A 24,292-nucleotide genomic window follows, 5' to 3' on the forward strand; every position below is an offset into this window, starting at 1 on the left:
TGAAATAAAATGGGAGAGTTTTATCGAATGACGGTTTGTTTGTGTTTTGCAATTTTTGTCATAAACAATATGAATAGTCCTATTCCGACCACGATCCCTGCCGGGTAGCTGATGGCGGGATTGATGAATAATCCACCTACCTTGTAGGGGGCAATCATGAAATAGGTCGCGCATACAACACTTAGGAAGGTTGCCGGAAGCGACATCATCCAATGCGGTTTGCCTTTCTTGGCCAGATAGGTGGCGGCAGTCCACAGGGTGATGGTTGCCAGTACCTGATTGCCGATGCCCACGTATTTCCAGATAGTGGAGAAATCCACGTTGCAGAGCAAGTAAGCCACCACGAAGATAGGGACGGATACCATCAGGCGGTTCCGGATGGGCTTCTGGTTGAATTTTAGAGCGTCTGCTATAATCAGCCGCATACTGCGGAATGCCGTGTCGCCGGAGGTGATCGGACAAACGACAACCCCGATGATGGCAATGATAGCCCCGAAACGTCCCAGCCAAGAGTTGCATATTTGGTTCACGATGATAGCAGGGGTAGCTCCTCCTTCGGCTGCCGTGTTAAGTCCTTCTGCCCCGCCGAAGAATGCCATGGCTGCCGTAGCCCAGATCATGGCAACGATGCCCTCGCAGATCATTGCCCCGTAGAAGATTGGTCGCCCGTATTTCTCGTCTGCCATGCAGCGTGCCATCATGGGTGACTGTGTGGCATGGAAGCCGGAAATGGCACCACAAGAGATCACGATAAACAGCATCGGAAAGAGGATATTGTATTGTGGGTCGGCGTGCATATTGCGCATGGTGTCGAAAGTCAAATTTTCTATGACGAGTTCTCCGCTTAATCCTCCGTAAATCAGATAGCAACCCACGCTTAATGCCATAAAAATTAAAGCCATCCCCATGAACGGATAGATTTTACCAATGATCTTGTTGATGGGTAGTAACGTGGCTAGAATGTAATAAGCGAAAATGATATATAACCATGGGGTCATGCTCATTTTGGTCAGGCTGCCTAATAGTTCCGCCGGACCGTTCACGAAAGAAACTCCCACGGCAAGCAACAGAAAGCCCGTGAAGAAGGTCATGAATTTGCGCACCCCGTTACCCAGGTATTTTCCCACGATGTCGGGCAAGCTTATCCCGTCGTGGCGGGTGGAGAGCATCCCGGAGAAATAGTCGTGGGTAGCACCCATAAATATGCAACCGACAACAATCCACACGTATGCCATGGGACCATAGGCGGCACCCAGGATTGCCCCGAAGATCGGACCCAAGCCCGCGATGTTTAGAAACTGTATCACGAAGATGCGCCAAGGCTTCAACTCATGATAATCCACGCCGTCGGCGAGGCGTTTGACGGGGGTGGCAATATTAGACGATGCCCCGAAGAATCGTTCAACGAATTTCCCGTAGGTGAAATAAGCGACGACCAGTAATCCGATAGAAATAATGAATGTTAGCATTTACTTGGAATTTTTGCACGAACACAAAGTTATAAAAATGTGTTTTAATTGTTTTCAATTTGGATGAAAAAAATAGTGAAAAAGAAATGGCGACCAGTCTGGCTTTGAAGGTAGTAGAGGTGTGCTAGAGCTGGTCGCCTGGCCTGGGACACGATAATGAATAATCCGCTCTACGGATTACTTCTGGATGTGGAATTGGATGTGGCCATTGGTGATGTGATGCTTAATAATCATTTATGTAAATTCTTTCGTCTTGTGACCTATTTGTTATGAAACAAATTTATAGTGCAATTTCTTAATTTCGATAGAAATGAGCGAGGATTTTTGCCCGTGTCCGTTCTAAAAGAAAAGGATTATCAAGGGTGTGTTTTTATTTTTGAAAATATATCTTTACTTGATTCGTCGAATCCTCTTTTTTTGAAATGAAAGTTTTTTAGGTCGATGTTTACTGGAAATCGGTGATTTTCGCGATCATCCGGTTGTGACCGAGAAAATGCGATGTGATAAAATCGGATAATGATATGTAAAATGTTTTTTGGTTTATTTTGAAAATATCGTATCTTGTCGGGTAATCGAAGGGGGTATGTTATCGGCAAAAAAGTATTGTTTACAGGAGTATTAAATAACGGCAAGGGAAGATATGAAACAAGAAGTTTTACATGATAACTTATTGAATGCCATACGTGCGAAGGTACCTCAAGAGGAAAATTTGGCGAATGTTTTAGGAAATATATTGTGTATTGGCAAGGAAGCGATATATCGTCGGCTACGGGGAGATGTGCCTTTCACGTTGTTGGAAACTGCAATGATCTCGAAAGAGATGAATTTTTCGGTGGATGGTCTTTTAGAATCCGTATCCCAAAAAAGCAGACCTTTCCAGTTGAAGTTGACGGAATTTTTTAACCCGTTGGAAATCGATTTTCTGATGATGGAAAATTACGTGGACGTGTTCCGGAGTATTGATGCGGATACTTATTCCGAGTGTGCCTCGTCCGCAAATATTCTTCCGCAACCTCTTTACCAGAATTATAAATTTCTTTCGCGGTTTTATTTGTTCAAGTGGAAAGCCCAGCGGGATGGTCTGGATTCAGTGAAAGCCTTGCACGAGATCGTGCCGGAAGAACGTTTGGTGCGCATACAACAATCGTTGGTAGTGGAAGCCCGCCGGGTGAAAGATACTTGCTATATACTGGATAATATGCTTTTTATTTACCTGATTAACGATATCAAGTATTTCGCCAGTGTCAATTTAATCTCCCGGGATGACGTACAGGAATTGAAGGAGGAATTATTCCATCTGTTGAATTACCTGGAACGCTTGGCGGCGAAGGGAAAGTTCGAGAACGGGAATAGGATACATTTTTATATTTCCAATATCAATTTCGATACGACGTACACGTATATCCACACGCAAAAATGCAGTCTCAGTCTGATAAAGGCTTTCACGTTGAATGGGATAGCTTCTTTGGACGACAAGACTTTCGAAAGCGTGAAGAATTGGATTCTTTCGTTGAAAAGATTTTCAACGTTAATATCCGAGAGCGGTGATTTGCAACGGATTCATTTTTTTAAAAGACAGCGAGAATTAGTAGCCTCGTTGTGATTCGTTGAGAAATAATATATAACTTTGAGTGTCCCGTTGCCGTAAATCCGGCAAACGGGTTAGTGTTTTACAACTAACTTGAATGATATGAAAACAATAATCACGATTCTTTTAATGGTTGCAGGGATGACAGGTATGGCACAGAAATTCGAGTCCGATTCATTCGTGACGAAAGACGGGAAAACGTTGAAGATTACTTTTATTAAGCATAGTAGTTTGATGTTTGAGTTCGACGGAAAGATCGTTTATATTGATCCGGTGTCCGATTACGCGGATTATAGCAAGTTGCCCAAGGCGGATGTTATATTGATTACTCACGAGCACGCCGATCATTTGGACCCGAAAGCGATTGCCGACGTGGAAAAGAAAGATACCAAAATCGTGATCAATGCTTCTGCACAAGAGAAATTGGGAAAGGGTGAGGTCATGAAGAATGGGGACGAGAGGCAAGTGACTTCTTGGTTGAAGGTGGAGGCTGTACCTGCCTATAACACGACGCCCGGAAGGGAAATGTATCATCCGAAAGACCGGGATAACGGTTACGTGCTGACTTTAGGAGGAACGAGAGTGTATGTTGCGGGAGATACGGAAGATATTCCCGAGCTAAAAAAATTAAAGGATATCGAAATCGCTTTTCTACCGGTAAATCAACCTTACACGATGACCGTGGCTCAAGCTGATAAAGCCGTCCGGATGGTGAACCCGAAGGTGTTTTATCCTTATCATTACGGGAATACTTACGTGGAGGATTTGCAAAATACTTTGAAAAACACGAAGATTGATGTTCGTATCCGGCAATTGCAGTAAATTTGTTTTTGTGAAAAAAATTAACAGGGGAGCCCCTGTTAATTATATTCAAATAAAAACTTGAATGAGGGACTATTGACTAAATCCTTGGCTGCATTTCCCGCGTAAATCTCTCCGTTTGCCATGTTTAATTTCTTTACCGGAGCCCCTTCGGTGAAATCCAGACCTTTCAAGTCAATCCAGAATACGTTTGGGGTTATGGTGGATTCAAAGAAATAGACTTTGTTCTTTTGGTCGGAAACGGTTCTCCAGCGGGTGGATGAGATGTTCGGTTGGTCTGGGGTTGATATGCCGAGGGGAACCGATACGTTACGAATAACGCTAAATACTCCAGCCACGGCTTCTTGTTGTTTGTCCGTCTGCGGGATGGCATTGATATAAAAAGATGCCCTGACGAATCGGTCTGCGGCTCGGTTGGTACCCGGCAGCATCACCAAACCGCCGATTTGTTTCCAATAGTTATTCAACGTGATCTGTTGTTCGTAAGAGGGAGAGTTCGTCATCACCTGGTAATCTTTTCCTTCATGAATAATCAGATTGCCGTTGATGTATTCGAAAATGGCACTATTGCCTGTGGCATCCGATATGGCGAGATGTAACGTGGATTTGGCTCCGTTCGGCATATCCGGGGCATCGATACGGAAGGTTTCTTTGCGCAGTTCCTTTACGGCTTCGTCCACCGTGGCAAAATTATCGAGCACGTATTGTGTCCAGATGCTGATTCCCAGCACGGGGCGGGTATCGTTCGGGCGGTAATAATCGGATTCTGCTAGGTACAGAAGATTGGCGACCAATCCTTTTTCGTTCATCCCGTCGGAAGTCCCGATGTCATACCCGGCAGTGATGACACTTCCGTATTTCGATTTCCAGTGGATGGTGTTTCCTTGGTCAGCTCCCGATCTCTCGATCCCTCTCGGGAATACGTAGATATTTGATTTTAGGTTTTCTTTCCAGTCCATGGTTCTACCGGTTACGACCATGCCGTTTTGTCCGATATATACCACACGGGTACATGCCTCGATATTTGATACCAGCATTTCTGCCAATAATAATGTTGCGGTAAATAATGTTTTCTTCATATCTTTTATTTTTTCTGTTAAACGAAAATGATGTTTGAAAAGTTTCTTGAAATAATATGAAAATCAAAGATTATTCATTCGAAAATCGAATCCTTGTTTGGAGGAAAATCGATATATTTGTCATGTTAGAATCTAAATATCAAATGTTATGAAGAATAAAATTTGCCAGAGTTGCGGTATGCCCATGATGACAGACGACCAGCTCGGGAGTAACGAGGATGGTAGCTTGAATACCGAGTATTGTACTTATTGTTATCAAGACGGTGCTTTTACCGGGAACTATACCATGGACGAGATGATAGAACATAACCTTGAATTTTTGGATGAATTCAATAAAGATGCGGATCGCCCGTTCACGAAAGAAGAGGCTAGAGCCGGGATGAAAGAATATTTCCCGACGCTGAAACGGTGGAAAAATTAGATGATTTAGCGATTGACGATTCAATGATTCATGGATTATTGGATCGTCAATTGTATGTTGGAATATAAATATAAAAAGTCGTGTGTGATGAAAAAAGTTGTATTGTTTGTTATTTTGGATAAGTACTCGGATTGGGAAGGTGCTTATTTGGCTCCGTTTATTGTTGCTTTAGGACAGGGAGAATATACCGTGAAAACAGTTTCTTTGACGAAGGACGGAGTCCGATCCATAGGGGGCTTTACCGCCCTGCCGGATTACACGATCGAGTCGGCTCCGACGGACTTTGAAGGAGTGGTTTTGGTTGGCGGAATGTCTTGGCGGAAAGAAGAGGCTCGACAAGTGATGCCTTTGGTACGGGCTGCCTTGGACAAGGGGAAAGTCTTGGGTGCTATCTGTGATGCTGCCGGATTTTTAGGAACCATGGGAGTCTTGAATGATGTCCGCCACACGGGTAACGATTTGAATGACTTGAAGCAATGGGCGGGTGACGCGTACAAGGGAGAAGAGAAATATATTATGCAACACGCGGTGAGGGATAAGAATATCGTTACTGCCAACGGCACTGCAGCTTTGGAATTTGCCCGGGAGGTTATACTTGCCTTGGGGGCTGTACCCGAGAGCAAGATTACCGAATGGTATAATTTCTATAAACAGGGATGTTACGATGTTGCGATGCCGAGTATGTAAAAGATTGGGGTAGCAGTTTATCTTTGAAATAACTTGATGACTTCTGCCTTGTCTTTTTCCAGTTGTTCCCGGAGTTCTCTAATATCTTCAAATTTTCGTTCTCCCCGGAGTCTGGCAATCAATTTTATCGAGATCGTTTGATTGTAGATGTTCTGGTTGAAGTCAAAGATATGGACTTCGCAGGATACAATGCCTTCCTTGCTTACCGTCGGGCGTATGCCGATGTTTAGCATACCATGAAATATTTGATCTCCGATCAGGACTTCCACGGCGTAGACTCCTATTGCGGGGAGTAATTTCCTTTCATCCGAGATCTGTACATTAGCCGTTGGGAAACCGATTTCCCGACCTAATTTACGTCCGTCTACCACCTGTCCGGTGATGGAATAAGGATATCCCAAGAAACGGTTTACTGTGTTGACATCCCCGACAGCCAGGGCATTTCGTATTTTCGTGGAACTGACATTCACATCGTTTTCCTCGAATACAACTTCCCGTTCCAGAAAGAAACCATACTTTTGAGATAACTCTTGCAGGCTCTCGAAGTTTCCGGCACGGTTCTTCCCGAACCGGTGGTCGTATCCCACCACAAGTCCCTTGATGTGAATTCTATCCACTAAAATATTCTTCACGAAGTCTTGGTAAGGTTGTTGGGAAAATTCTACCGTGAATTTCAAGATGATTAAATGGTCTACTCCGTATTGTTCCAGAATAACAATCTTTTCTTCCAGAGTTGTCAGGATTCCGGGCTTTTTTTCCATGGGATATAATACCTCCCGCGGGTGTGGCTCGAAACTGATAATTGCGGATTCACCCCCGATATTGGCTGCTTTTTCTTTGAGATGTTGAATGACACAAGCGTGCCCTAAATGCACCCCGTCAAAACTGCCGATAGTAACAACCGGGTTCTTGATATTAATACCTTCGACTCCGTAGTGAACCTTCATTTCAGATGGATTGAATAGTTTGACGCGAAAGTAATATAAATAACCGATAAAATGAAAAAGTCAGTGAAGTGTATAGGTCTATAAAGTTATAAAGTCCATAAAGTCGAGAATAGAAAATGACTTTATGGACTTTATGAATATTGTAACTTTCAGACTAGAAACGATATTGTATCATCGTGTTGATACGATTGGCGTTACCGTAATCTTTGTTGAAATCGTTGCGGCGTCCGAAGACGTATTCGATACCGCATGAACCGTATTCGCTGAAATCCCAGAAAAGGTTAGCCGCGGCGTATTGCGCGTATTTATATGAGGTGATTGGCATCCCGAGCCGGTCTTCTACCCGGGCATAACTGTACATGATGTTGGAAGAAAGTGATTCATTCCATTTGTGGGAAAATCCGCCATAGGCTCCCCATGCACGGGAGGCTTTCAATTTTCCTTCTGCCGTGGCGCAGGGAACGAGGTCAAGACCTATTCCGGATATGTCTTGAATGTAGTTGGCAACTCCTTTACCACAGACTCCTTGAAAACAGAAAGAGGTGTTTTCCGTGAATTGCCAGATACCGCTAAGGGAGGCTCCCCAACCTGTCACGATTTGATCTTTGTCTTTGATCTCATCTTTGTAATACATGTTTCTTAATACCGCACCGGCTTGTAAATGGCTGCCGTTCTTGAAGCTGTATCTCACGTTGAGCGGAATGTCCGGAATCCTCTGGTGGATGTAATCCGTGAACTCCCCTTCCGTGTAGGAAGGTTCGACGTACTCGAGCGCCAAAGAGGCTTGCCAGTGTTCGTTGAAATCTCGTGTGTACCGGATTTGCGGTTGGCGCAATGCCACCTCGCTACTCGGTCCTTCCTCGTCGATTGTGGCAGGTCCTGCAGAAATGTCACAGAATGTACTCCACGTTTTACCGATCGTGAAACCCCGGAATTTAATAAAAGCCTGTCTTAGGATAGGCGTGTTCTGCGATCCCTCGAACTCCATTTCCATGTAGGTCACGAGCCTGCCCACGTCGGTATCGCCTACCAATTTGAAGAATAGGCGGGATTGCCCCACGTCAATGCCGTAACGTCCGCCGGATTGATGCCCTTTCAGGGCGATAGAATTTGTTTCGAAGTAATTGTCATTGGGAACCCCGTTAAAATCGTAAATCCCCTGCACTTGTACAAACCCTCCCACACCGAATACGAAGTTTTTATCCTTGTTGAAAAACACGAATCTTGGGGACGCGGGATCATTAAAGGATAGCGGAAAAGCTTCTTTCATCATTTTGTAAAAGTTATCCGCATCATTTTTTGCCGACACGGAAGTCACGTTGACTTGCGCTCGTGCTCCCGTGTAGAATCCACAAGAGATAGCAATCAACAATAGCAATGTCAATTTTTTCATAGTGCTACAAATTAGTTGGTTAATTTAGTAACACTATATACGGGAAGGGATAGTAAAGGTTAAAGTAATTCCGTGATTTCCGATTTAGTGATTAAAGAATCACCCAATCACTAAATCGGAAATCACGGAATCATTATATTTTGACTTCTTTCAGAATTTCCCGCAAGTCGGTTTTCTTTTTCAGAATGTCATACAATTGGTCGATAGCCACACGCTCCTGTTCCATCGTATCCCGGTAACGGATTGTGACGGCATTGTCTTCCAAAGTTTGGTGGTCAATGGTGATACAGAACGGGGTACCGATGGCATCTTGGCGACGGTAGCGTTTACCGATAGAGTCTTTCTCGTCGTATTGGCATCTGAAATCAAGTCTTAGCAATTTCATGATCTCTTCTGCTTTTTCCGGTAACCCGTCTTTTTTTACTAGCGGCATAACAGCTAATTTGATCGGAGCCAGCGCTGCCGGTAATTTCAGTACGACACGGGAATCTTTTGAACCGTCTTCCTTCACAATTTCTTCTTCCTGATAAGCGGCAGAAAGGATTTGCAGGAACATACGGTCGACACCGATAGACGTTTCGATCACGTAAGGCACGTATGATTCGTTTAGTTCCGGGTCAAAATATTGGATTTTTTTACCGGAGAATTCTTGATGGCGTTTCAAGTCAAAGTCTGTACGAGAGTGGATACCCTCCACTTCTTTGAAACCGAACGGGAATTTGTACTCTATATCCGTGGCGGCATTCGCGTAGTGAGCCAGTTTCTCGTGGTCGTGGAAACGATAGTGATCGTTTCCGAAGCCGAGAGCCTGGTGCCAACTCATACGGGTCTCTTTCCATTTCTTGAACCAGTCCAGTTCTGAACCGGGGCGTACGAAGAATTGCATTTCCATTTGCTCGAACTCGCGCATACGGAAGATAAATTGGCGTGCCACGATCTCGTTACGGAATGCTTTACCGATTTGGGCGATACCGAAAGGAACTTTCATCCGTCCTGTCTTTTGCACGTTCAAGAAGTTCACGAAAATGCCTTGTGCTGTTTCCGGGCGGAGATAAATCTTGCTTGCCCCTTCTGCAGTGGAACCCATCTCGGTCGAGAACATCAGGTTGAACTGGCGTACTTCCGTCCAGTTACAAGTCCCGGAGATCGGGCAAACGATCTTGTTGTCGATGATGATCTGGCGCAATTCTGTCAGGTCGTTATCGTTCAACGCTTTTGCCATTCTAGCCGTGAGTTCTTCTTTTTTCCGGATTGTTTCCAGTACTTGAGGGTTGGTTTGACGATACAACGTTTCGTCGAATTTCTCCCCGAATCTTTTCCTTGCCTTTGCCACGTCTTTCTCGACTTTCTCCTCGTATTTGGCGATATGGTCTTCGATCAGCACGTCGGCACGGTATCTTTTCTTGGAGTCCTTGTTGTCAATCAACGGGTCGTTGAAAGCATCCACGTGTCCGGATGCTTTCCAGATCGTCGGGTGCATGAAAATAGCGGAATCCAGCCCCACGACATTCTCGTGTAAGAGTACCATGGAATCCCACCAGTATTTTTTGATATTGTTTTTCAGTTCCACCCCGTATTGACCATAATCATATACGGCTGCCAATCCGTCGTATATCTCTGATGACTGGAACACGTACCCGTATTCTTTACAGTGCGCTACCAGCTTTTTAAAAATATCCTCTTGTCCCATTTTAAATTTATGATTTATGATTTATGATTTTAGATTCAGTTTGTGCGTTATATAATCGTAAATCTGTAATCTGAAATCGTAAATTAATTGTTTACTCCAATTTCTTTGATCGCTTCGGTCACATTGATAACGTAATCCCCGATTTTCTCGCACTCGAAGAAAATGTCGCTATAGATGATACCTGTCGCGTAATCATATTTTTTCTCTTCGATAGCCGTCAAATGCTCCTGTTGCAGGATAGTGCGGTAATCATTGATGGTCTGTTCCACCTCGTAGGCTTTCTTGGCTTTGACTTCTTTGTATTCTATTGCCAGGTTGGCACACATGACCACGATAGCCTCGTCCACGATAGCCATCATGTGTTGTAGCTTCTCGTCGATGAATGGAGGAAATTCAATATTCTGTTCGTTCCGGCGCCCGATAGCCTTTGCCACGTTCAACGAGGAATCTGCGATACTTTCAATTTCAGATACAATTCTGAACATGGCACGCACGCGTTGGGAGTTCTCCGTGGAGAGTTTTGACTCGGATACTTTGGTCAAATAGTCTGCGATCTCGACTTCTACCACGTCACTTTCATCTTCCAGTTTATCAATGCGGTTGAATTTCTTTTCAAATTCTTTGGTTGGCGTATGCAGGCACTCTACTACTTGCCGGTACATATCCAGTGTATTTTTGGCATAATGTGAAATCTCTTGTTTCGCCTGGAATAAAGAGGCATCCGGTGTTGATAACAAACCGATTTTAATGTGTTTCAGCGTGAAGGCATCGTCTGCTGATTCTTTCGATTTTATCATGCGGGTCACCAGTCGGGCAATCACTTTCGTGAACCAAATCAGGATGAAAACATTGGCAACGTTAAAACACGTGTGGAATAATGATAAGGCAACCGGAACAGACCCCGTGTCCGTGAATGGGTTACCAATTCCCAGGCTGATACTGAGTTGTGCCACCCACCCGAGGAATAACGGGAAAATGGCAAGTACCCATACCACCCCGAACACGTTGAAAAGGAAATGCGCGAAAGCAGCCCTTTTCGCTGTCGTGTTGGCAACCATGGCGGCAAGGTTTGCCGTGATGGTGGTTCCGATGTTTTCTCCCAGTACCATGGATGCGGCAATATCAAAACCGATCCATCCGTTGGCACACATGACGAGGGTCAATGCCATTGTGGCGGAAGAAGATTGTATCAATATGGTTAAGGCGGTTCCGATCAGCATGAATAGAATATAGGAACCGTACCCTAAGTCCGTGTAATTGTGCAGGAAATTCAGGATAGCCGGATTCTCGTGTATATTCGGCATATTCTCCTGCAAGAAGTTCAACCCGATAAACAAAAGACCGAATCCGATGATTAATTCACCCCAGCTCTTGCGCATCCGCTTTGCCGAGAACAGGAGCGGCAAACTCAAACCGATCAAGGGAAGTGACAGGCTGACCATGCTTACCTTGAACCCGAGGATGGAGATCAACCATGCCGTGAACGTGGTTCCCACGTTGGCACCCATGATGACCCCGATGGAGCCGACCAAGTCGAGCAGCCCGGCGTTTACGAAACTGACAACCATTACCGTGGTAGCTGAAGAACTTTGAATAATCGTGGTGATTAGCAGACCGGTGATAACACCTTTCACGCGATTGGATGTCATTGCGGCGAGGATGGTTCTCATTTTGTTACCCGCTACCTTTTGCAAGGCCTCACTCATCATCTTCATTCCAAAGAGGAACACACCCAATGATCCGATCAATTGCAAGAAATCGAGAATCGTGTAATTCATAAATAGTTATTTGTAATAAATAGAATTTGCGACGGTAAAGGTATAACAATCTAAATAAAAAAAGCTCCCATGCGGGAGCTTTTTTTTATTTTAATTTCGAGGGTATTACATCATGCCCGGCATTCCTCCACCCATCGGCGGCATGGCAGGAGCGGGATTCTCCTGTTTCTCCTCAACCAATACGCATTCGGTAGTCAAGAACATTCCGGCGATAGATGCGGCATTTTCCAAAGCCACGCGGGCAACCTTCTTCGGGTCGATTACCCCGGTCTTCATCAAGTTCTCGTAAACCCCGGTACGTGCGTTGTAACCGAAGTCTTTCTTGCCTTCTTTCACTTTGTTTACTACAACAGCACCTTCTACTCCGGCGTTTGCAGCGATCTGGCGAAGCGGCTCTTCGATAGCGCGTTTCACGATCTCGATACCCGTGGTTTCGTCCTCGTTCTCGCCTTTCAATTTTTCAAGAGCTGAGATAGCGCGGATGTATGCAACACCACCTCCGGGGATAATACCTTCCTCGATTGCGGCACGCGTAGCGCTTAAGGCATCGTCGATACGGTCTTTCTTCTCTTTCATTTCGATCTCTGAAGCGGCTCCCACGTAAAGAACGGCAACACCACCGGCTAATTTAGCCAATCTTTCTTGCAGTTTCTCTTTATCGTAGTCTGAAGTAGAGTGTTCGATCAATTTCTTGATTTGGTTTACACGTTCAGCGATAGCTTCTTTAGCGCCACAACCGTTCACGATTGTCGTGTTTTCTTTGTCGATGGTCACTTTGTCTGCGCAACCTAACATATCCAAGGTAGCGGTTTCCAGCTTCAAGCCTTTTTCCTCGGAGATAACAACACCACCTGTCAAGATGGCAATATCTTCCAGCATTTCTTTTCTGCGGTCACCGAATCCCGGGGCTTTTACTGCCGCAATCTTCAAAGAACCTCTTAAACGGTTTACAACTAAAGTTGCCAATGCTTCGCTCTCCACGTCCTCGGCGATGATAACCAAAGCACGTCCTGCTTGTGCGATCGGCTCAAGAACAGGCAGCAATTCCTTCATCGTGGAAACTTTCTTGTCATAAAGCAAAATGTACGGTTTCTCGAATTCTGCGTTCATCTTTTCCGTGTCGGTCACGAAATACGGGGAAATGTATCCACGGTCGAACTGCATACCTTCAACCACTTTCACTTCCGTTTCCGTTCCTTTGGCTTCCTCTACCGTGATAACCCCTTCTTTGGTTACTTTTTCCATTGCCTCGGCAATCAAAGCACCAATGTTGTCATCCCCGTTAGCAGAGATTCGTGCTACTTGGCGGATCTTATCGTAATTTTCTCCAACTTCTTCTTTCTGGCTTTCCAAGTTTTTAACCACCTCGGCAACGGCTTTGTCGATACCTCTCTTCAAGTCCATCGGGTTAGCTCCGGCAGTCACGTTCTTTAATCCCACGTTGATGATGGATTGTGCCAAAATAGTGGCTGTCGTGGTTCCATCCCCGGCATCATCCCCTGTCTTGGAAGCTACTTCTTTTACCATCTGGGCACCGATGTTTGCGTACGGGTCAGATAACTCGATTTCTTTTGCCACGGAAACACCGTCTTTCGTGATGTGCGGGGCTCCGAATTTTTTCTCGATTACCACGTTGCGTCCCTTGGGGCCAAGTGTCACTTTCACGGCGTTAGCCAACTCGTCAACACCCTTTTTCAATAAGTCGCGGGCTTCAACATTAAATTTTATCTCTTTTGCCATAACCTTTTCAATTTTAGATTTATTACAATACTACCAGAATATCGGATTGATTCATGATCAAGTACTTCTTGTCGTCAATGTTGACCTCGGTTCCTGAATATTTACCGAATAAAACAGTATCGCCTACTTTGATTTCCATCGGCTCGTCATGTTTTCCTTTTCCGGTTGCTACCACGATCCCTTTTTGTGGTTTTTCTTTTGCAGAATCAGGGATGATAATGCCTGATGCGGTTTTAGTTTCTGCCTCTACCGGCTCTACAATAATTTTGTTAAGAACTGTCTTAAGTGCCATAATTCTTAATTTAAAAGTTTATTATTAATTGAATTGATCTTTATTTTTAAATTCAAATACGTCATTGACAAGTACACATTTCGTGCCAAACAAAAAAATGTCAGTATGACTGACATACTGACATTTTTATATCGGAATAAATCTTATTTTTATTCTTGGGTATCTCCGCTATTGTCATTTGCGGGAGTTGTGTTGACCGGCGAACCGAAGTCCGGCACCGTTTGGGTCGGGGCTGATTGGTTCAATTGTTCTTGAATCGCGGATTGTTTTCCTCCCTGTTGACCTCTCGGGATCACCATAGCTGCCACGATACATAAAACAAGCATAGCACCAGCTAATGTCCACGTTGCTTTTTCCAGGAAATCGGTTGTTTTTCTCACACCCATGATTTGATTTGAAGAAGCAAAGGTTGAAGATAAACCACCGCCTTTTGAGTTTTGCACTAATACGATTAATATCAATAAAGCGCAAACAATAAAAATCAAAATAGAAACAACTATGTACATATTAGTTCGTATTATTATTTAATTTCTCGTTTATTTTTTCAATCTGACTCGCGAAGTAAATACTTTTTTCCGGATATTTCAAACTTAATTTCAGATAAGTTGCGATCGCCTTGTCATATAATTGCTGTCTGACATATATTTTAGCCAATGTTTCTGAAAGAAATTCCATGGACGTGTTTGTGTCTGTTGCCGTGATTTCCGGGGGAACCGGGAGTTCTTCCGAGAATTTCGAGATCGAGGGTGCCGTCTCGATAAATTTGTCAATCAAAGAATCCTTGCGTTGCTCTTTTTTCTTTTTGTTAGAGAGCCATTCGCTGGCAAGTTCATCCAGCGATAGTTCTTTCTCGTCCGGGAATTCGTTTTCCAATTGGTAATACGGGGTTGCCAAACGGTTCTTCTTTTCTTCTTCCCGGTCTTCGAGAAGTTCTATGGCGACTTGTTCCGGCTGGTAAACTTGGTTTTCTCCGGGAGCATCCAGTGATAACAAATTATTCAGATAACGGTAGAATTGTTTGTGATCCGGAATAAAAATCGTGTTATGTCTTAATTTATCGGGATATGCCGAATGCCCCGTGTCATGCAACATTTTCAGGTACACGACACGTGCCGTCGAGAAATAAGGGTATTGTTCGATCAGTAATTCAACTTTCCGAATCTTTTCGCCCTCGTTGCGTCCCGAGCGTATAATATCGATTAATTCTTCTGTGTTCAAATCTTACCAGTTTACAAGTGCTTTGTTAAAGACGTCCTCGATAATTTTCTCGGTAATCGTTTTGATTAGTTCGGGTTCGGCTGAGTCGTAATTCACGTCGATACCATAGTCCGCGTAATGCGAGAAACTACTGTTGAAATCCGATTTACCCGTTTCGTCTTTTGTGTTCGTGTACTTCACTTGAATCGTGATTGTCAACCGGTTTTGGGCGGCTACCTCATCTCGTTGGATATCCACCGGACGTTGCGTGAATCCGGTGATCTGTCCCTCGAACCGGATGTCCCCGTTATTGTCTGTTACTTCTGTCAAGCTGGTGCGGTTTCTCAAGTATTCTTTCAATGCTTCCGTGAAATCTGAGCCCAAGTTGGGGGCGAAAGCCGTTTTGTTCGAGAAATAATCGACGGAGAATGTCTTTTCCCCGTTCGTCAAAGATACTCCCGAAAAAGCGTATCTCACGCTTGCCAATTTGCAACCGCTGAACGATACTGCTAGTAATAATATAGGTAAGATCCTTTTAATCATCTGATTTTTATAAAGATTTCGTATAACAACTTCTCGTTAGGCAAAGATAATAAAATTAGCTGAATCTATCTTTTTCATTTTCAATTCTGTATTTTCAATTATCAATGTCGTATTCTTTCAATTTCCGGTACAGTGTCCTTTCCGATATACCCAAGTCCTGTGCTGCCAGTTTCCGCTTCCCGTGATTTTTCTCAAGAGCTTTGATAATCATTTCTTTTTCCTTTTCTTCGAGAGATAACGATTCCTCGATGACGGCTTCCGTGTCCTCGATGTGATTCTCCTTTTCTGCCGAGAAAGATTTGGGTGCTTGTGGGGCAAGGAACTCTGACTGGGGTGTTTCGTAAAGATTACGCAACACGATGGAGGTCGGGGGGGCTGCTTCCGGGGCGACGTGATCTTTTTGCATGATGTCATAAACCAAGTGTTTCAAGTCATTCATGTCTTTTTTCATGTCAAAAAGAATCTTGTACAGGATCTCCCGTTCATTGGCAAAACTATGGTCGTTCTCCGAAGTTGATGTTAATGCCGGCAGGCTGTTGTTCTGCGCCGGCAGGTATCCTTTTAGCGTCAGGGCATCTACGGATCGTTCCTGTTCGAGAATAGAAATTTGTTCCGTGATATTCTTTAATTCCCGCACGTTACCCGGCCAACGGTAGGTTTCCAATACTTGGACTGCATCTTCTGTCAGTCTTACCGGGGGCATCCGGTATTTTTCGGCAAAATCGGCAGCGAATTTCCGGAATAACAATGAAATATCTTCTTTCCGTTCCCGTAAAGGCGGGATAGAAATAGGTATGGTGTTAATTCGATAATACAGGTCTTCCCGAAATTTCCCGTTTTTCACGGCTACCGGGAGGTCTACATTCGTGGCGGCAATCACTCGTACGTTTGTTTTTTGTACTTTGGAAGAGCCTACGCGGATAAATTCTCCGGTTTCCAGTACTCGCAATAATTTTGCCTGCGTGGAAAGGGGTAATTCTCCGATCTCGTCCAGAAAGATCGTGCCCCCGTTGCTCACCTCGAAATATCCTTTTCGGTCGGACAAGGCTCCCGTGAATGAACCTTTCTCGTGACCGAACAATTCGGAATCGATCGTGCCTTCCGGGATTCCCCCGCAATTGACCGCGATGTATTGTTCGTGCTTGCGGGTGCTGTAACTATGAATTATTCGGGGAAATATCTCTTTCCCGACCCCGCTTTCGCCCGAAATCAACACCGTGAAGTCCGTGGGAGCCACTTGCACCGCTTTTTCTATCGCCCGGTTTAATTTAGGGTCATTGCCTATAATCTCGAAACGTTGTTTGATATTCCTGATATCCTCCATATTCCATTAAATAATTAAATACTTGTGATTTACGTTGCTGAATAGCAAGGCGTGAATCCCCATCCGTGAATTGTTATCTGCAAAATTAGCAGATTTAACTGACAAAATAGCATAGAAGCGGGAATAAATTTGAAAACCGAATTTCTGTTATGTAAATTATTTCTGTATATTTGTAGCTATAATTGAACGTTTAATAATAATTCGATTCTTCATAATGCTGAATTTTTGTTGAATTATAAAACGCTGATTATTAGATTTTACCCGGAATGTAAGAATGTGTAATATTTAATTTTTCAAATATCAACAAACGTTGGTTTTATGATAGAGGGACCTCCTATAAATATTAGTCGTTTAATAGAGGGAGATGAGAATGTTTTCCAGGCTCTGTTTATTGATTATTATCCATCATTGATTTCATTTGCAATAAAATATGTTGACCGGGAAGAGGCTGCGGAAGATATTGTACAAGATGTTTTCGTGAAGGTTTGGGAAACCCGGGCGAGGTTGCGGGAAGTGGGTAATCTTTCAGCTTATCTCTATCAAATGGTACGCTTTAGGTGCTTTAATCATCTGCGGGCGGAAAAAATACGCCATGATGCGACTCGTTCTTTCACGGAAGAGATGGACATAACGGAGATGAACGAGTATATCAAGGAAGAAACCTTCAGAATCGTGATGCACGTGATTGGCGAATTGCCCCCGGGTAGCCGGAATGTTTTCTCCCGGGCAATACAGGGGTATTCCGCTAAAGAGATTGCCGATGAATTGGGGATTACCGTGGAAACGGTGAAAAAGCAAAAACAAAATGCCCGCCGGATACTGAAAGAGCGGTTGGGTAATCTCTTTACTCTCTTTTTCTCCGCTATATGATCTCGTGTATGTTGATGATACTTTCTTTTTTTCGAATATAAGGAAAAATGTAACCAAGAGTTTTTTTCTGCAAGTGTTAAATAAGCATTTTGTTTGTGAAAACGTGGGTTAAGAGTGGGCTAACAGTAGGCGATAAGTGGGTGAAGCCGCCTAATAGCCGCCCAATAGTCGCCCAATAGTCACCTCTCGCATCTTTTTTAGTTTAGTATTTCGATCTTTTTTCCCAATGGCATACCTCCTTTTTCTTTTTGAAGTGTCATAGGGGTATAAGTGAATCGTATGATGAAGAATAACAAGATATACAGAACTATACCCGAACTTTTGGCAAAAGCGATAGCCGGGACGTTGGACGAGGAAGAAAGCGCTAGGTTGCGGGCGTGGCGGGAAGAGAACGAGGTAAACGAACGTCTTTACGAGGAGGTCGTGAGAGCCGAATACATAGAACGTAAATGCCGGGAAGCGACACGAGTAAATATCGTGGAAGGATACATGGGCGTGCTTCGGAAACGGAAACGTCATGCCCGGGTGCAACGCGTAAGACGGGTGTCTGCCGTGGCGGCAGGGATATTGATTCCTTTGTTGGCAATCATGATCTGGTTCGGGCAAAAAGAGGAAATTCCATCGGTTCAAGTGGCGGAAGTGATTCGGCATGGCGAGGTGAAAGCGGAACTGATATTTTCTGATGGTACAACAAAGTTTCTGGAGGCGAAGGTTAAAGATTCCTTGCTTTTGCAACAAGGGGCGAATATCGTGATCCGCAACGAGGGATTAAGTTACGTGGGCGATACTTCCACTGCCGAAGTTCAATACCATACATTGCGGGTACCCCGGGGTGGTGAATATTCTATCACGTTGAGTGATGGTACGGTGGTGTACTTGAATTCCGAATCCGAATTGCGCTATCCCGTGAAATTTGCCGGAGAAGATCGCCGGGTGTATTTGTCAGGCGAGGCTTATTTCGACGTGACGGTGGATAAGGAACACCCGTTTATCGTGGATTTGAAAACTTCTGCCGTGAAGGTGTTGGGAACCGGTTTTGACGTGCGGGCGTACAAGGATGAAAATGAAATACTGACAACCCTGGTGAGCGGGTCCGTGGTATTTTCTGCGGGGAAGGAATCTGTCGTGTTGAAGCCGGGGGAACAAGCCGTGCTGGATCAGTCGGGCGAGTTGGAAACACGGGAAGTGGATACTTATTTGTACACGGCGTGGAAAGAGGGTGTTTTTGCCTTCAAACAGCAACGATTGGAAGAGATCATGAAAATTGTTTCCCGTTGGTATAACGTGAATATTTTTTGGGAAAATGCTTCTCAAAAAGAAGTAGTTTTCACTGGAAAAATGCGACGTTATGATGATTTCTCGAAGATCGTGGAGATGTTGGAAATGACGGGAAACACGGAGTTTGAGATTAAAGGGAATAATATTTTTATCCGGGAGAAATAAAAAATAATACCGGGATATACCTCCTTTCTCTTTTTGAAGTGTCATAGGGGTATAGAACACTAAAATGATATATTGGAGAAAAATAGAAAAGACGGGATATTGACCGTATCCCGCCTTTTGAAACCGGACGAACCGGAATTTGTTTCATTAAACGTTTACAAATGTATGAAAAAAAATCAAACGCATGACCTTTCTTTGCGCGAAAGGTTGCGAAAAACATGCTTAATCATGAAATTTTTAGTTTTATTGTTGTTCGTGTCGACGCTGCATTTGTCGGCAAAGGTGTATAGCCAAGAGGTTAAAGTGACGGTTAGCTTGAAGAATGCTTCTTTTAGTGATGTCGTGAATGTACTGGAAAATTCCACGAATTTTACGTTTTTGTATCGTGACCATCAGGTGGCTCAGATCAAAAATTTGAATTTGAAGTACACGGAAACCGATATCAAGGTGATTCTGGATGCTTGCCTGAAGGGTTCGGGGTTGACTTATCGTTTGGTGGATAACACGATCGTGATTCAGCCAGTACTTGCGGCAAGCACGGATTCGATAGCCAAGATTACGGTGAAAGGTATCGTGAAAGATAAAAACGGGGAAATATTGCCGGGTGTGACTATTCGTGTGAAAGGGACAACGTTGGGGTTCGTGACGAATGTCAGGGGTGAATTTGATTTTGATTTGCCGAAACGAGATAGCCTGGAATTGATATTCTCCTTCGTGGGATTTAAGCGGCTGAATATACGCGTGAAAGACGGGATGAAACCGTTGACCGTGGTGCTGGAAGAGGATATGCAGACGGTGGATGAAGTGGTTGTGACGGGTATTTTCAATAAGCCGAAGGAGAGTTTCACGGGTGCGGTGACAGCGGTGTCAAAAGAAGAGTTGCGAGCGAAATTTTCCAGGAATTTGTTACAAACTTTATCAAATCTGGATCCTGCCCTGCGAATTATACAAAACAATGCGGAGGGGTCGAACCCGAATGCCTTGCCGGAGATTCAATTACGCGGAGCTTCGACGTTGTCTGATATTAGCGATTTGCAATCTACATCTAGGGCCGAGTTGAATACTCCTCTATTCATTTTGGATGGTTTCGAGATTTCTTTGGAACGGATGATGGACTTGAACGTGGAGGAGGTTGAGAATATAACCGTGTTGAAAGACGCCAGTGCAACATCTCTTTATGGTTCTCGCGGGGCGAATGGGGTGGTTGTCATCACGACGATACGCCCGAAAGCGGGGAAATTGACGGTTACTTATCGGGGCGAAGTGAAAGTCGAAATACCAGATTTAACCACTTATAATTTGACGAATGCGAGAGAAAAGTTGGAGTTGGAACGTGCAAGTGGTGTTTGGGATGAAGATTATCTTCAAGATGCTTATCAGGCGTTGAAGGTAGCGGTAGATGGCGGTGAAAATTTTGATTGGAAGAAAGTGCCGACCCGCACGGGAGTGGGACAACAGCATACGTTGAATTTTATGGGAGGAAATGACGAGTGGCGTATCATGGCGAATTTGGCTTATAATGTAGTGACGGGTGTCATGAAAGGTTCTGATAGAAAGAATTTTAACGGTTCGTTAAAAGTGGATTATACGCACGATAAATGGTATGTTAGTGAAATGTTATCTGTCGGGACAAACAATTCTGAAAATAGTCCTTACGGGGCATTTTCAAATTATGTGCAGATGAATCCTTATTGGAATCCTTATGATGATGAAGGGAAGTCTGTATACATGTATTATCACCCGTTAAGGCAGGACGGGATTCGGAATCCGATGTATGACCAAAGTTTGGGGTGTTGGAATAAAACGAAATACACGAATGTCAGTAACAATTTTATGATACGGTATCAATTTACCGAATCTTTTAGGGCGAGGATTTCTTTAGGATTGAGTCGTAATATAAAGAATGCCGATACATTTAAGGTGCCTTCCCATGAGTCGTATGCCGGTGAAGACATGAAGCATAAAGGACGCTATGACCGTAGGGAAGGAGTCGAGAATAAATGGCAGGTTCAAGGAGGGGTGGATTACACGAAGACATTTCTGGATAAGCATATGTTGACGGTGAATTTGAATGGAGAGATGAGTGAGAATGTGAGAGAAGAGGTGAATTGGGCTGCAACCGGTTTTATAAATGATGATATCGATCATTTATCAACGTCGTTAGGTTATCCTGCTAACTGGGGGACCTCGGGGAATAAAGAGGTCGCCCGGCGATTGAGTTTTATCGGTTCCGTGAATTATTACTATAATATGCGTTATTTTGTTGATTTGTCTTGCCGCATGGATGGTTCTTCTTCTTTCGGGGAAGAGAGTCGTTGGGCTCCGTTCTATTCAATTGGCGCAGGTTGGACGGTTACGAATGAGGATTTCATGAGGGGGCTTTCCGGGTGGTTGAATAATTTGAAATTCCGTTATTCATACGGAGTGTCTGGAAATATGGGATTTTCCCCGGAAAAGTCGATGACCGTGTATTCGGTAGATGTAAATCAAACGTATTTGTCCGGTCTGGGCGTGAAAATGTCGGCTTTTGGCAATCCGGATTTGAAATGGCAAAATACATATCAACATAACGTGGGAATTGATCTCGGTTTATTTTCAGAACGTTTGAGCTTCACGTTTAATTACTATAATAAGTTGACGGATAATACCGTTTCGGATGTTTTATTACCTATATCACATGGTTTTGAAACTATTTCCGGGAATATCGGGAAAATACGTAATGAAGGATATGAATTGAATGTATCGCTTTATTTGCTTCGTGATAATGCGCGAAAGATAAATTGGAGCGTTACGGGGAGATTTGCGAGACAGATTAATACAATCGTGGAACTTTCGGAAGGGTTAAAAGAAACGATAAAATATCAAGTGAAAACGATGAGTGGGGCAAGTCAATATTATCGTTATATTGAAGGACATTCTATGGATGCTATTTATGGGCTGCGTTCATTAGGAGTGAATCCCGCGACAGGACAGCGTGTGTATGTAAACAAGGACGGAGAGGCAACATTTAATCAGTCCTCGGATGATATGGTGTATTTGGGTGACCGTCAACCGAAAATAAACGGGAATGTCAATATGTCTTTTAGTTGGAACGGGATCTATCTGAATGTCGGTTTTGGCGTGAAATGGGGTGGTAAGCAGGAGAATTTCACGTTGTTGTCCAAGGGCGAGAATCTTGAGTTGTTATATAATGTAGACCGTCGGGTATTAACCCAAGCTTGGCAAAAACCGGGTGATAGGGCAATGTACAAGGGATATATTGTTGATCAGTCGGAGAGAAGTAATGCTTATACTTTTCCATGTGACGTGTTTGTACATAAAGATAACGTGTTTAGTTGTACGAACCTTAACATCGGATATAATTTCCCTCGGGAGCTTGTGAAGCGTTATTTAGGTATGCAGTCTTTATCTGTATCGGCTCAATTGGCAGATGTATTTTATTTGTCGACGATAGAGCGGGAGAGAGGTACGTCATATCCGTTCTCGAGAAATCCGAATTTCTCTATTTCTTGCACGTTCTAAATTTAAAATCGAGAAAAATGAAAAGGAAAATATATACATTAGGGATAGCTTTACTGTTAGGCTGTAGTGCCTGTAATGATTGGTTGACGGTTCAGCCTGAATCTACAATTGTTGCCGAGAATTTGTTCACGACGAATGAAGGGGTGCAACAGGCTTTGAACGGGGTCTACTTGATATTGAGAGATGAATTATACACTCCCGGGGGATATATGGGAGGGGCGGACTTGGTCGAATCCTTGGCGTGTACGTGGACTGTGACATCAGGATCGGATGCTTATGATTTGGCAGATCATGTTTATGACCAAAGCGAGACCGTGAAGTCTAAACTTAATTCTTGCTTTATGTCCCTTTATAAGGTGGTTTCGAATTTGAATCCATTGTTGGAAGGAATGGATAAGAACCGGTTTCAATTGGATTCAACCGTCTACAACATGGTGAAAGGTGAGGCTTTGGCTATTAGGGCGTGTGCTCATTTGGATTTAATACGCCTTTGGGGACCAATGCCCTCTAAAATAGACGCTTCGAAAGAATATTTGCCTTATGTAACGGTAAATGGTACGGCATATTATACATATATCACTTTTGAAAGATATATGGAGTTGCTTTTGGCAGATTTGAACGAGGCAGAGAGGTTGTTGAGGAATTCTGATCCGATTATTACGATAACTCCGGATGGAACGGAGGACACGTATTCTACTTGGCCCCGTCGCAAAAGCCACTTGAATTACTATGGTGTTCTTGGCTTGCAGGCTCGGGCCCGTTTATGGATGGGGGATACCGAGAATGCGTTGAAATACGCCCGTATGGTTAAGGAAGCCGAGAACGAAGACGGATCTCCTAAATTCAGGTTGGCGAATGAAGAAGATGATTTCCCTATGCAAGAAAACGGTCTTAATTCTTGGACGGACGGAAGTTTTTATAGTGAACATTTGTGTGGTGTGAACGTGGAAAACTATGATTATAATCTGGGTGGGTGGATTAGCGGTCGGGCGAGTGTTTTTTTCTACACGATGAATTATTCCATGTTTATCCAACAAGTATTTGGCGGTAATTCACGGGATCTACGATATCGATTCCTGTGGACGTGGGAAAGGACATTGATGGGGATGAATGCGAATGTTTTAAGGAAGTGGCGTGGTTTTTATCCGTCAACAACTTCTTCCATGATGAATTTTCCAATTATGCGTTTGTCTGAGATATATTTGAATATTATGGAGCACGGTTCTTTGTCTGAAGCTAATGTGGTTTATGAAGAGTATTGTGAGGCACGGGGTATGACATACGTGCCTTTGACAGAGAGCGACCGCTTGGCTAAAATTGAATTGGAATATATCAGGGAGTTCATGGGAGAAGGTCAGAATTTTTATACATATAAGCGTTTGGGAGTAACGAATATGTACTGGAACGGACTTAGCGAGTGCGGTGAGGCTCAATATGTATTACCATTACCTGAAAAAGAATTGAAAAATTAACGTCGTTTTAAGTTA

Annotated in this window: 20 protein-coding genes; 8 read left to right on the forward strand and 12 right to left on the reverse strand. The window is 43.8% G+C overall.

Going from position 1 to position 24,292, the window contains the following annotated elements; all coding sequences use genetic code 11:
- Positions 1 to 20: 20 nt before the first annotated feature.
- Complete coding sequence (locus BN8899_RS09715) at positions 21 to 1,469, reverse strand: carbon starvation CstA family protein (RefSeq protein ID WP_065219263.1); 1,449 nt, start codon at positions 1,467 to 1,469, stop codon at positions 21 to 23.
- A 640-nt stretch (positions 1,470 to 2,109) separates the two neighbouring features.
- Here BN8899_RS09715 and BN8899_RS09720 point away from each other — a divergent pair.
- Positions 2,110 to 3,072, forward strand: coding sequence for a hypothetical protein (locus BN8899_RS09720; protein ID WP_065219264.1), 963 nt, complete (start codon positions 2,110 to 2,112; stop codon positions 3,070 to 3,072).
- Between the two features lie 87 nt (positions 3,073 to 3,159).
- Positions 3,160 to 3,879: an MBL fold metallo-hydrolase gene (locus BN8899_RS09725; protein ID WP_187376839.1), complete on the forward strand. Its 720-nt coding sequence runs from the start codon at positions 3,160 to 3,162 to the stop codon at positions 3,877 to 3,879.
- 38 nt (positions 3,880 to 3,917) lie between these two features.
- Here the strand turns inward: BN8899_RS09725 and BN8899_RS09730 are convergent, their stop codons facing one another.
- Positions 3,918 to 4,958, reverse strand: coding sequence for a linear amide C-N hydrolase (locus BN8899_RS09730; protein WP_065219266.1), 1,041 nt, complete (start codon positions 4,956 to 4,958; stop codon positions 3,918 to 3,920).
- Positions 4,959 to 5,106: 148 nt separating this feature from the next.
- Here BN8899_RS09730 and BN8899_RS09735 point away from each other — a divergent pair, with 148 nt between their 5' ends.
- The gene (locus BN8899_RS09735; protein ID WP_065219267.1) at positions 5,107 to 5,379 is read left to right on the forward strand and encodes a zinc ribbon domain-containing protein; all 273 of its coding nucleotides are present in this window, start codon (positions 5,107 to 5,109) and stop codon (positions 5,377 to 5,379) included.
- A gap of 87 nt (positions 5,380 to 5,466) precedes the next feature.
- Positions 5,467 to 6,066, forward strand: coding sequence for a DJ-1/PfpI family protein (locus tag BN8899_RS09740; protein WP_026207501.1), 600 nt, complete (start codon positions 5,467 to 5,469; stop codon positions 6,064 to 6,066).
- A 17-nt stretch (positions 6,067 to 6,083) separates the two neighbouring features.
- Here the strand turns inward: BN8899_RS09740 and BN8899_RS09745 are convergent, their stop codons facing one another.
- The 10 genes from BN8899_RS09745 to BN8899_RS09790 form a co-directional block, all read right to left on the reverse strand.
- A complete protein-coding gene (locus BN8899_RS09745) occupies positions 6,084 to 7,013 on the reverse strand; it encodes a bifunctional riboflavin kinase/FAD synthetase (protein WP_018337721.1) in 930 nt (309 codons plus the stop codon).
- 154 nt (positions 7,014 to 7,167) lie between these two features.
- The gene (locus BN8899_RS09750; protein ID WP_026207500.1) at positions 7,168 to 8,406 is read right to left on the reverse strand and encodes a DcaP family trimeric outer membrane transporter; all 1,239 of its coding nucleotides are present in this window, start codon (positions 8,404 to 8,406) and stop codon (positions 7,168 to 7,170) included.
- 133 nt (positions 8,407 to 8,539) lie between these two features.
- The gene (locus BN8899_RS09755) at positions 8,540 to 10,096 is read right to left on the reverse strand and encodes a glycine--tRNA ligase (protein ID WP_018337719.1); all 1,557 of its coding nucleotides are present in this window, start codon (positions 10,094 to 10,096) and stop codon (positions 8,540 to 8,542) included.
- An 83-nt stretch (positions 10,097 to 10,179) separates the two neighbouring features.
- Complete coding sequence (locus BN8899_RS09760; RefSeq protein WP_018337718.1) at positions 10,180 to 11,874, reverse strand: Na/Pi cotransporter family protein; 1,695 nt, start codon at positions 11,872 to 11,874, stop codon at positions 10,180 to 10,182.
- Positions 11,875 to 11,979: 105 nt separating this feature from the next.
- Entirely contained in the window at positions 11,980 to 13,614 is a 1,635-nt protein-coding gene (gene groL, locus BN8899_RS09765; protein ID WP_018337717.1) for a chaperonin GroEL, read from the reverse strand.
- A gap of 22 nt (positions 13,615 to 13,636) precedes the next feature.
- A complete protein-coding gene (groES, locus tag BN8899_RS09770; RefSeq protein WP_018337716.1) occupies positions 13,637 to 13,906 on the reverse strand; it encodes a co-chaperone GroES in 270 nt (89 codons plus the stop codon).
- Positions 13,907 to 14,055: 149 nt separating this feature from the next.
- Positions 14,056 to 14,412, reverse strand: coding sequence for a preprotein translocase subunit SecG (gene secG, locus BN8899_RS09775; RefSeq protein ID WP_018337715.1), 357 nt, complete (start codon positions 14,410 to 14,412; stop codon positions 14,056 to 14,058).
- 1 nt (position 14,413) lies between these two features.
- Positions 14,414 to 15,124, reverse strand: a complete 711-nt coding sequence (locus tag BN8899_RS09780; RefSeq protein WP_018337714.1) for a hypothetical protein — start codon at positions 15,122 to 15,124, stop codon at positions 14,414 to 14,416.
- Between the two features lie 3 nt (positions 15,125 to 15,127).
- The gene (locus BN8899_RS09785) at positions 15,128 to 15,646 is read right to left on the reverse strand and encodes an LptE family protein (protein ID WP_018337713.1); all 519 of its coding nucleotides are present in this window, start codon (positions 15,644 to 15,646) and stop codon (positions 15,128 to 15,130) included.
- Positions 15,647 to 15,740: 94 nt separating this feature from the next.
- Positions 15,741 to 16,970: a sigma-54 interaction domain-containing protein gene (locus BN8899_RS09790; RefSeq protein WP_065219268.1), complete on the reverse strand. Its 1,230-nt coding sequence runs from the start codon at positions 16,968 to 16,970 to the stop codon at positions 15,741 to 15,743.
- A gap of 318 nt (positions 16,971 to 17,288) precedes the next feature.
- Here BN8899_RS09790 and BN8899_RS09795 point away from each other — a divergent pair, with 318 nt between their 5' ends.
- From BN8899_RS09795 to BN8899_RS09810, 4 genes are all read left to right on the forward strand, one after another.
- Positions 17,289 to 17,840, forward strand: a complete 552-nt coding sequence (locus BN8899_RS09795; RefSeq protein ID WP_065219269.1) for an RNA polymerase sigma factor — start codon at positions 17,289 to 17,291, stop codon at positions 17,838 to 17,840.
- A gap of 279 nt (positions 17,841 to 18,119) precedes the next feature.
- A complete protein-coding gene (locus tag BN8899_RS09800; RefSeq protein ID WP_065219270.1) occupies positions 18,120 to 19,283 on the forward strand; it encodes a FecR family protein in 1,164 nt (387 codons plus the stop codon).
- 228 nt (positions 19,284 to 19,511) lie between these two features.
- On the forward strand, positions 19,512 to 22,805 hold the full coding sequence (locus tag BN8899_RS09805; protein ID WP_148375359.1) for a SusC/RagA family TonB-linked outer membrane protein: 3,294 nt from the start codon (positions 19,512 to 19,514) through the stop codon (positions 22,803 to 22,805).
- 17 nt (positions 22,806 to 22,822) lie between these two features.
- The gene (locus BN8899_RS09810; protein ID WP_065219271.1) at positions 22,823 to 24,277 is read left to right on the forward strand and encodes a RagB/SusD family nutrient uptake outer membrane protein; all 1,455 of its coding nucleotides are present in this window, start codon (positions 22,823 to 22,825) and stop codon (positions 24,275 to 24,277) included.
- The last annotated feature ends 15 nt before the right edge of the window (positions 24,278 to 24,292 follow it).

It is taken from the genome of Butyricimonas sp. Marseille-P2440, from assembly GCF_900091675.1.
In the GTDB taxonomy this organism is placed as follows: domain Bacteria; phylum Bacteroidota; class Bacteroidia; order Bacteroidales; family Marinifilaceae; genus Butyricimonas; species Butyricimonas synergistica.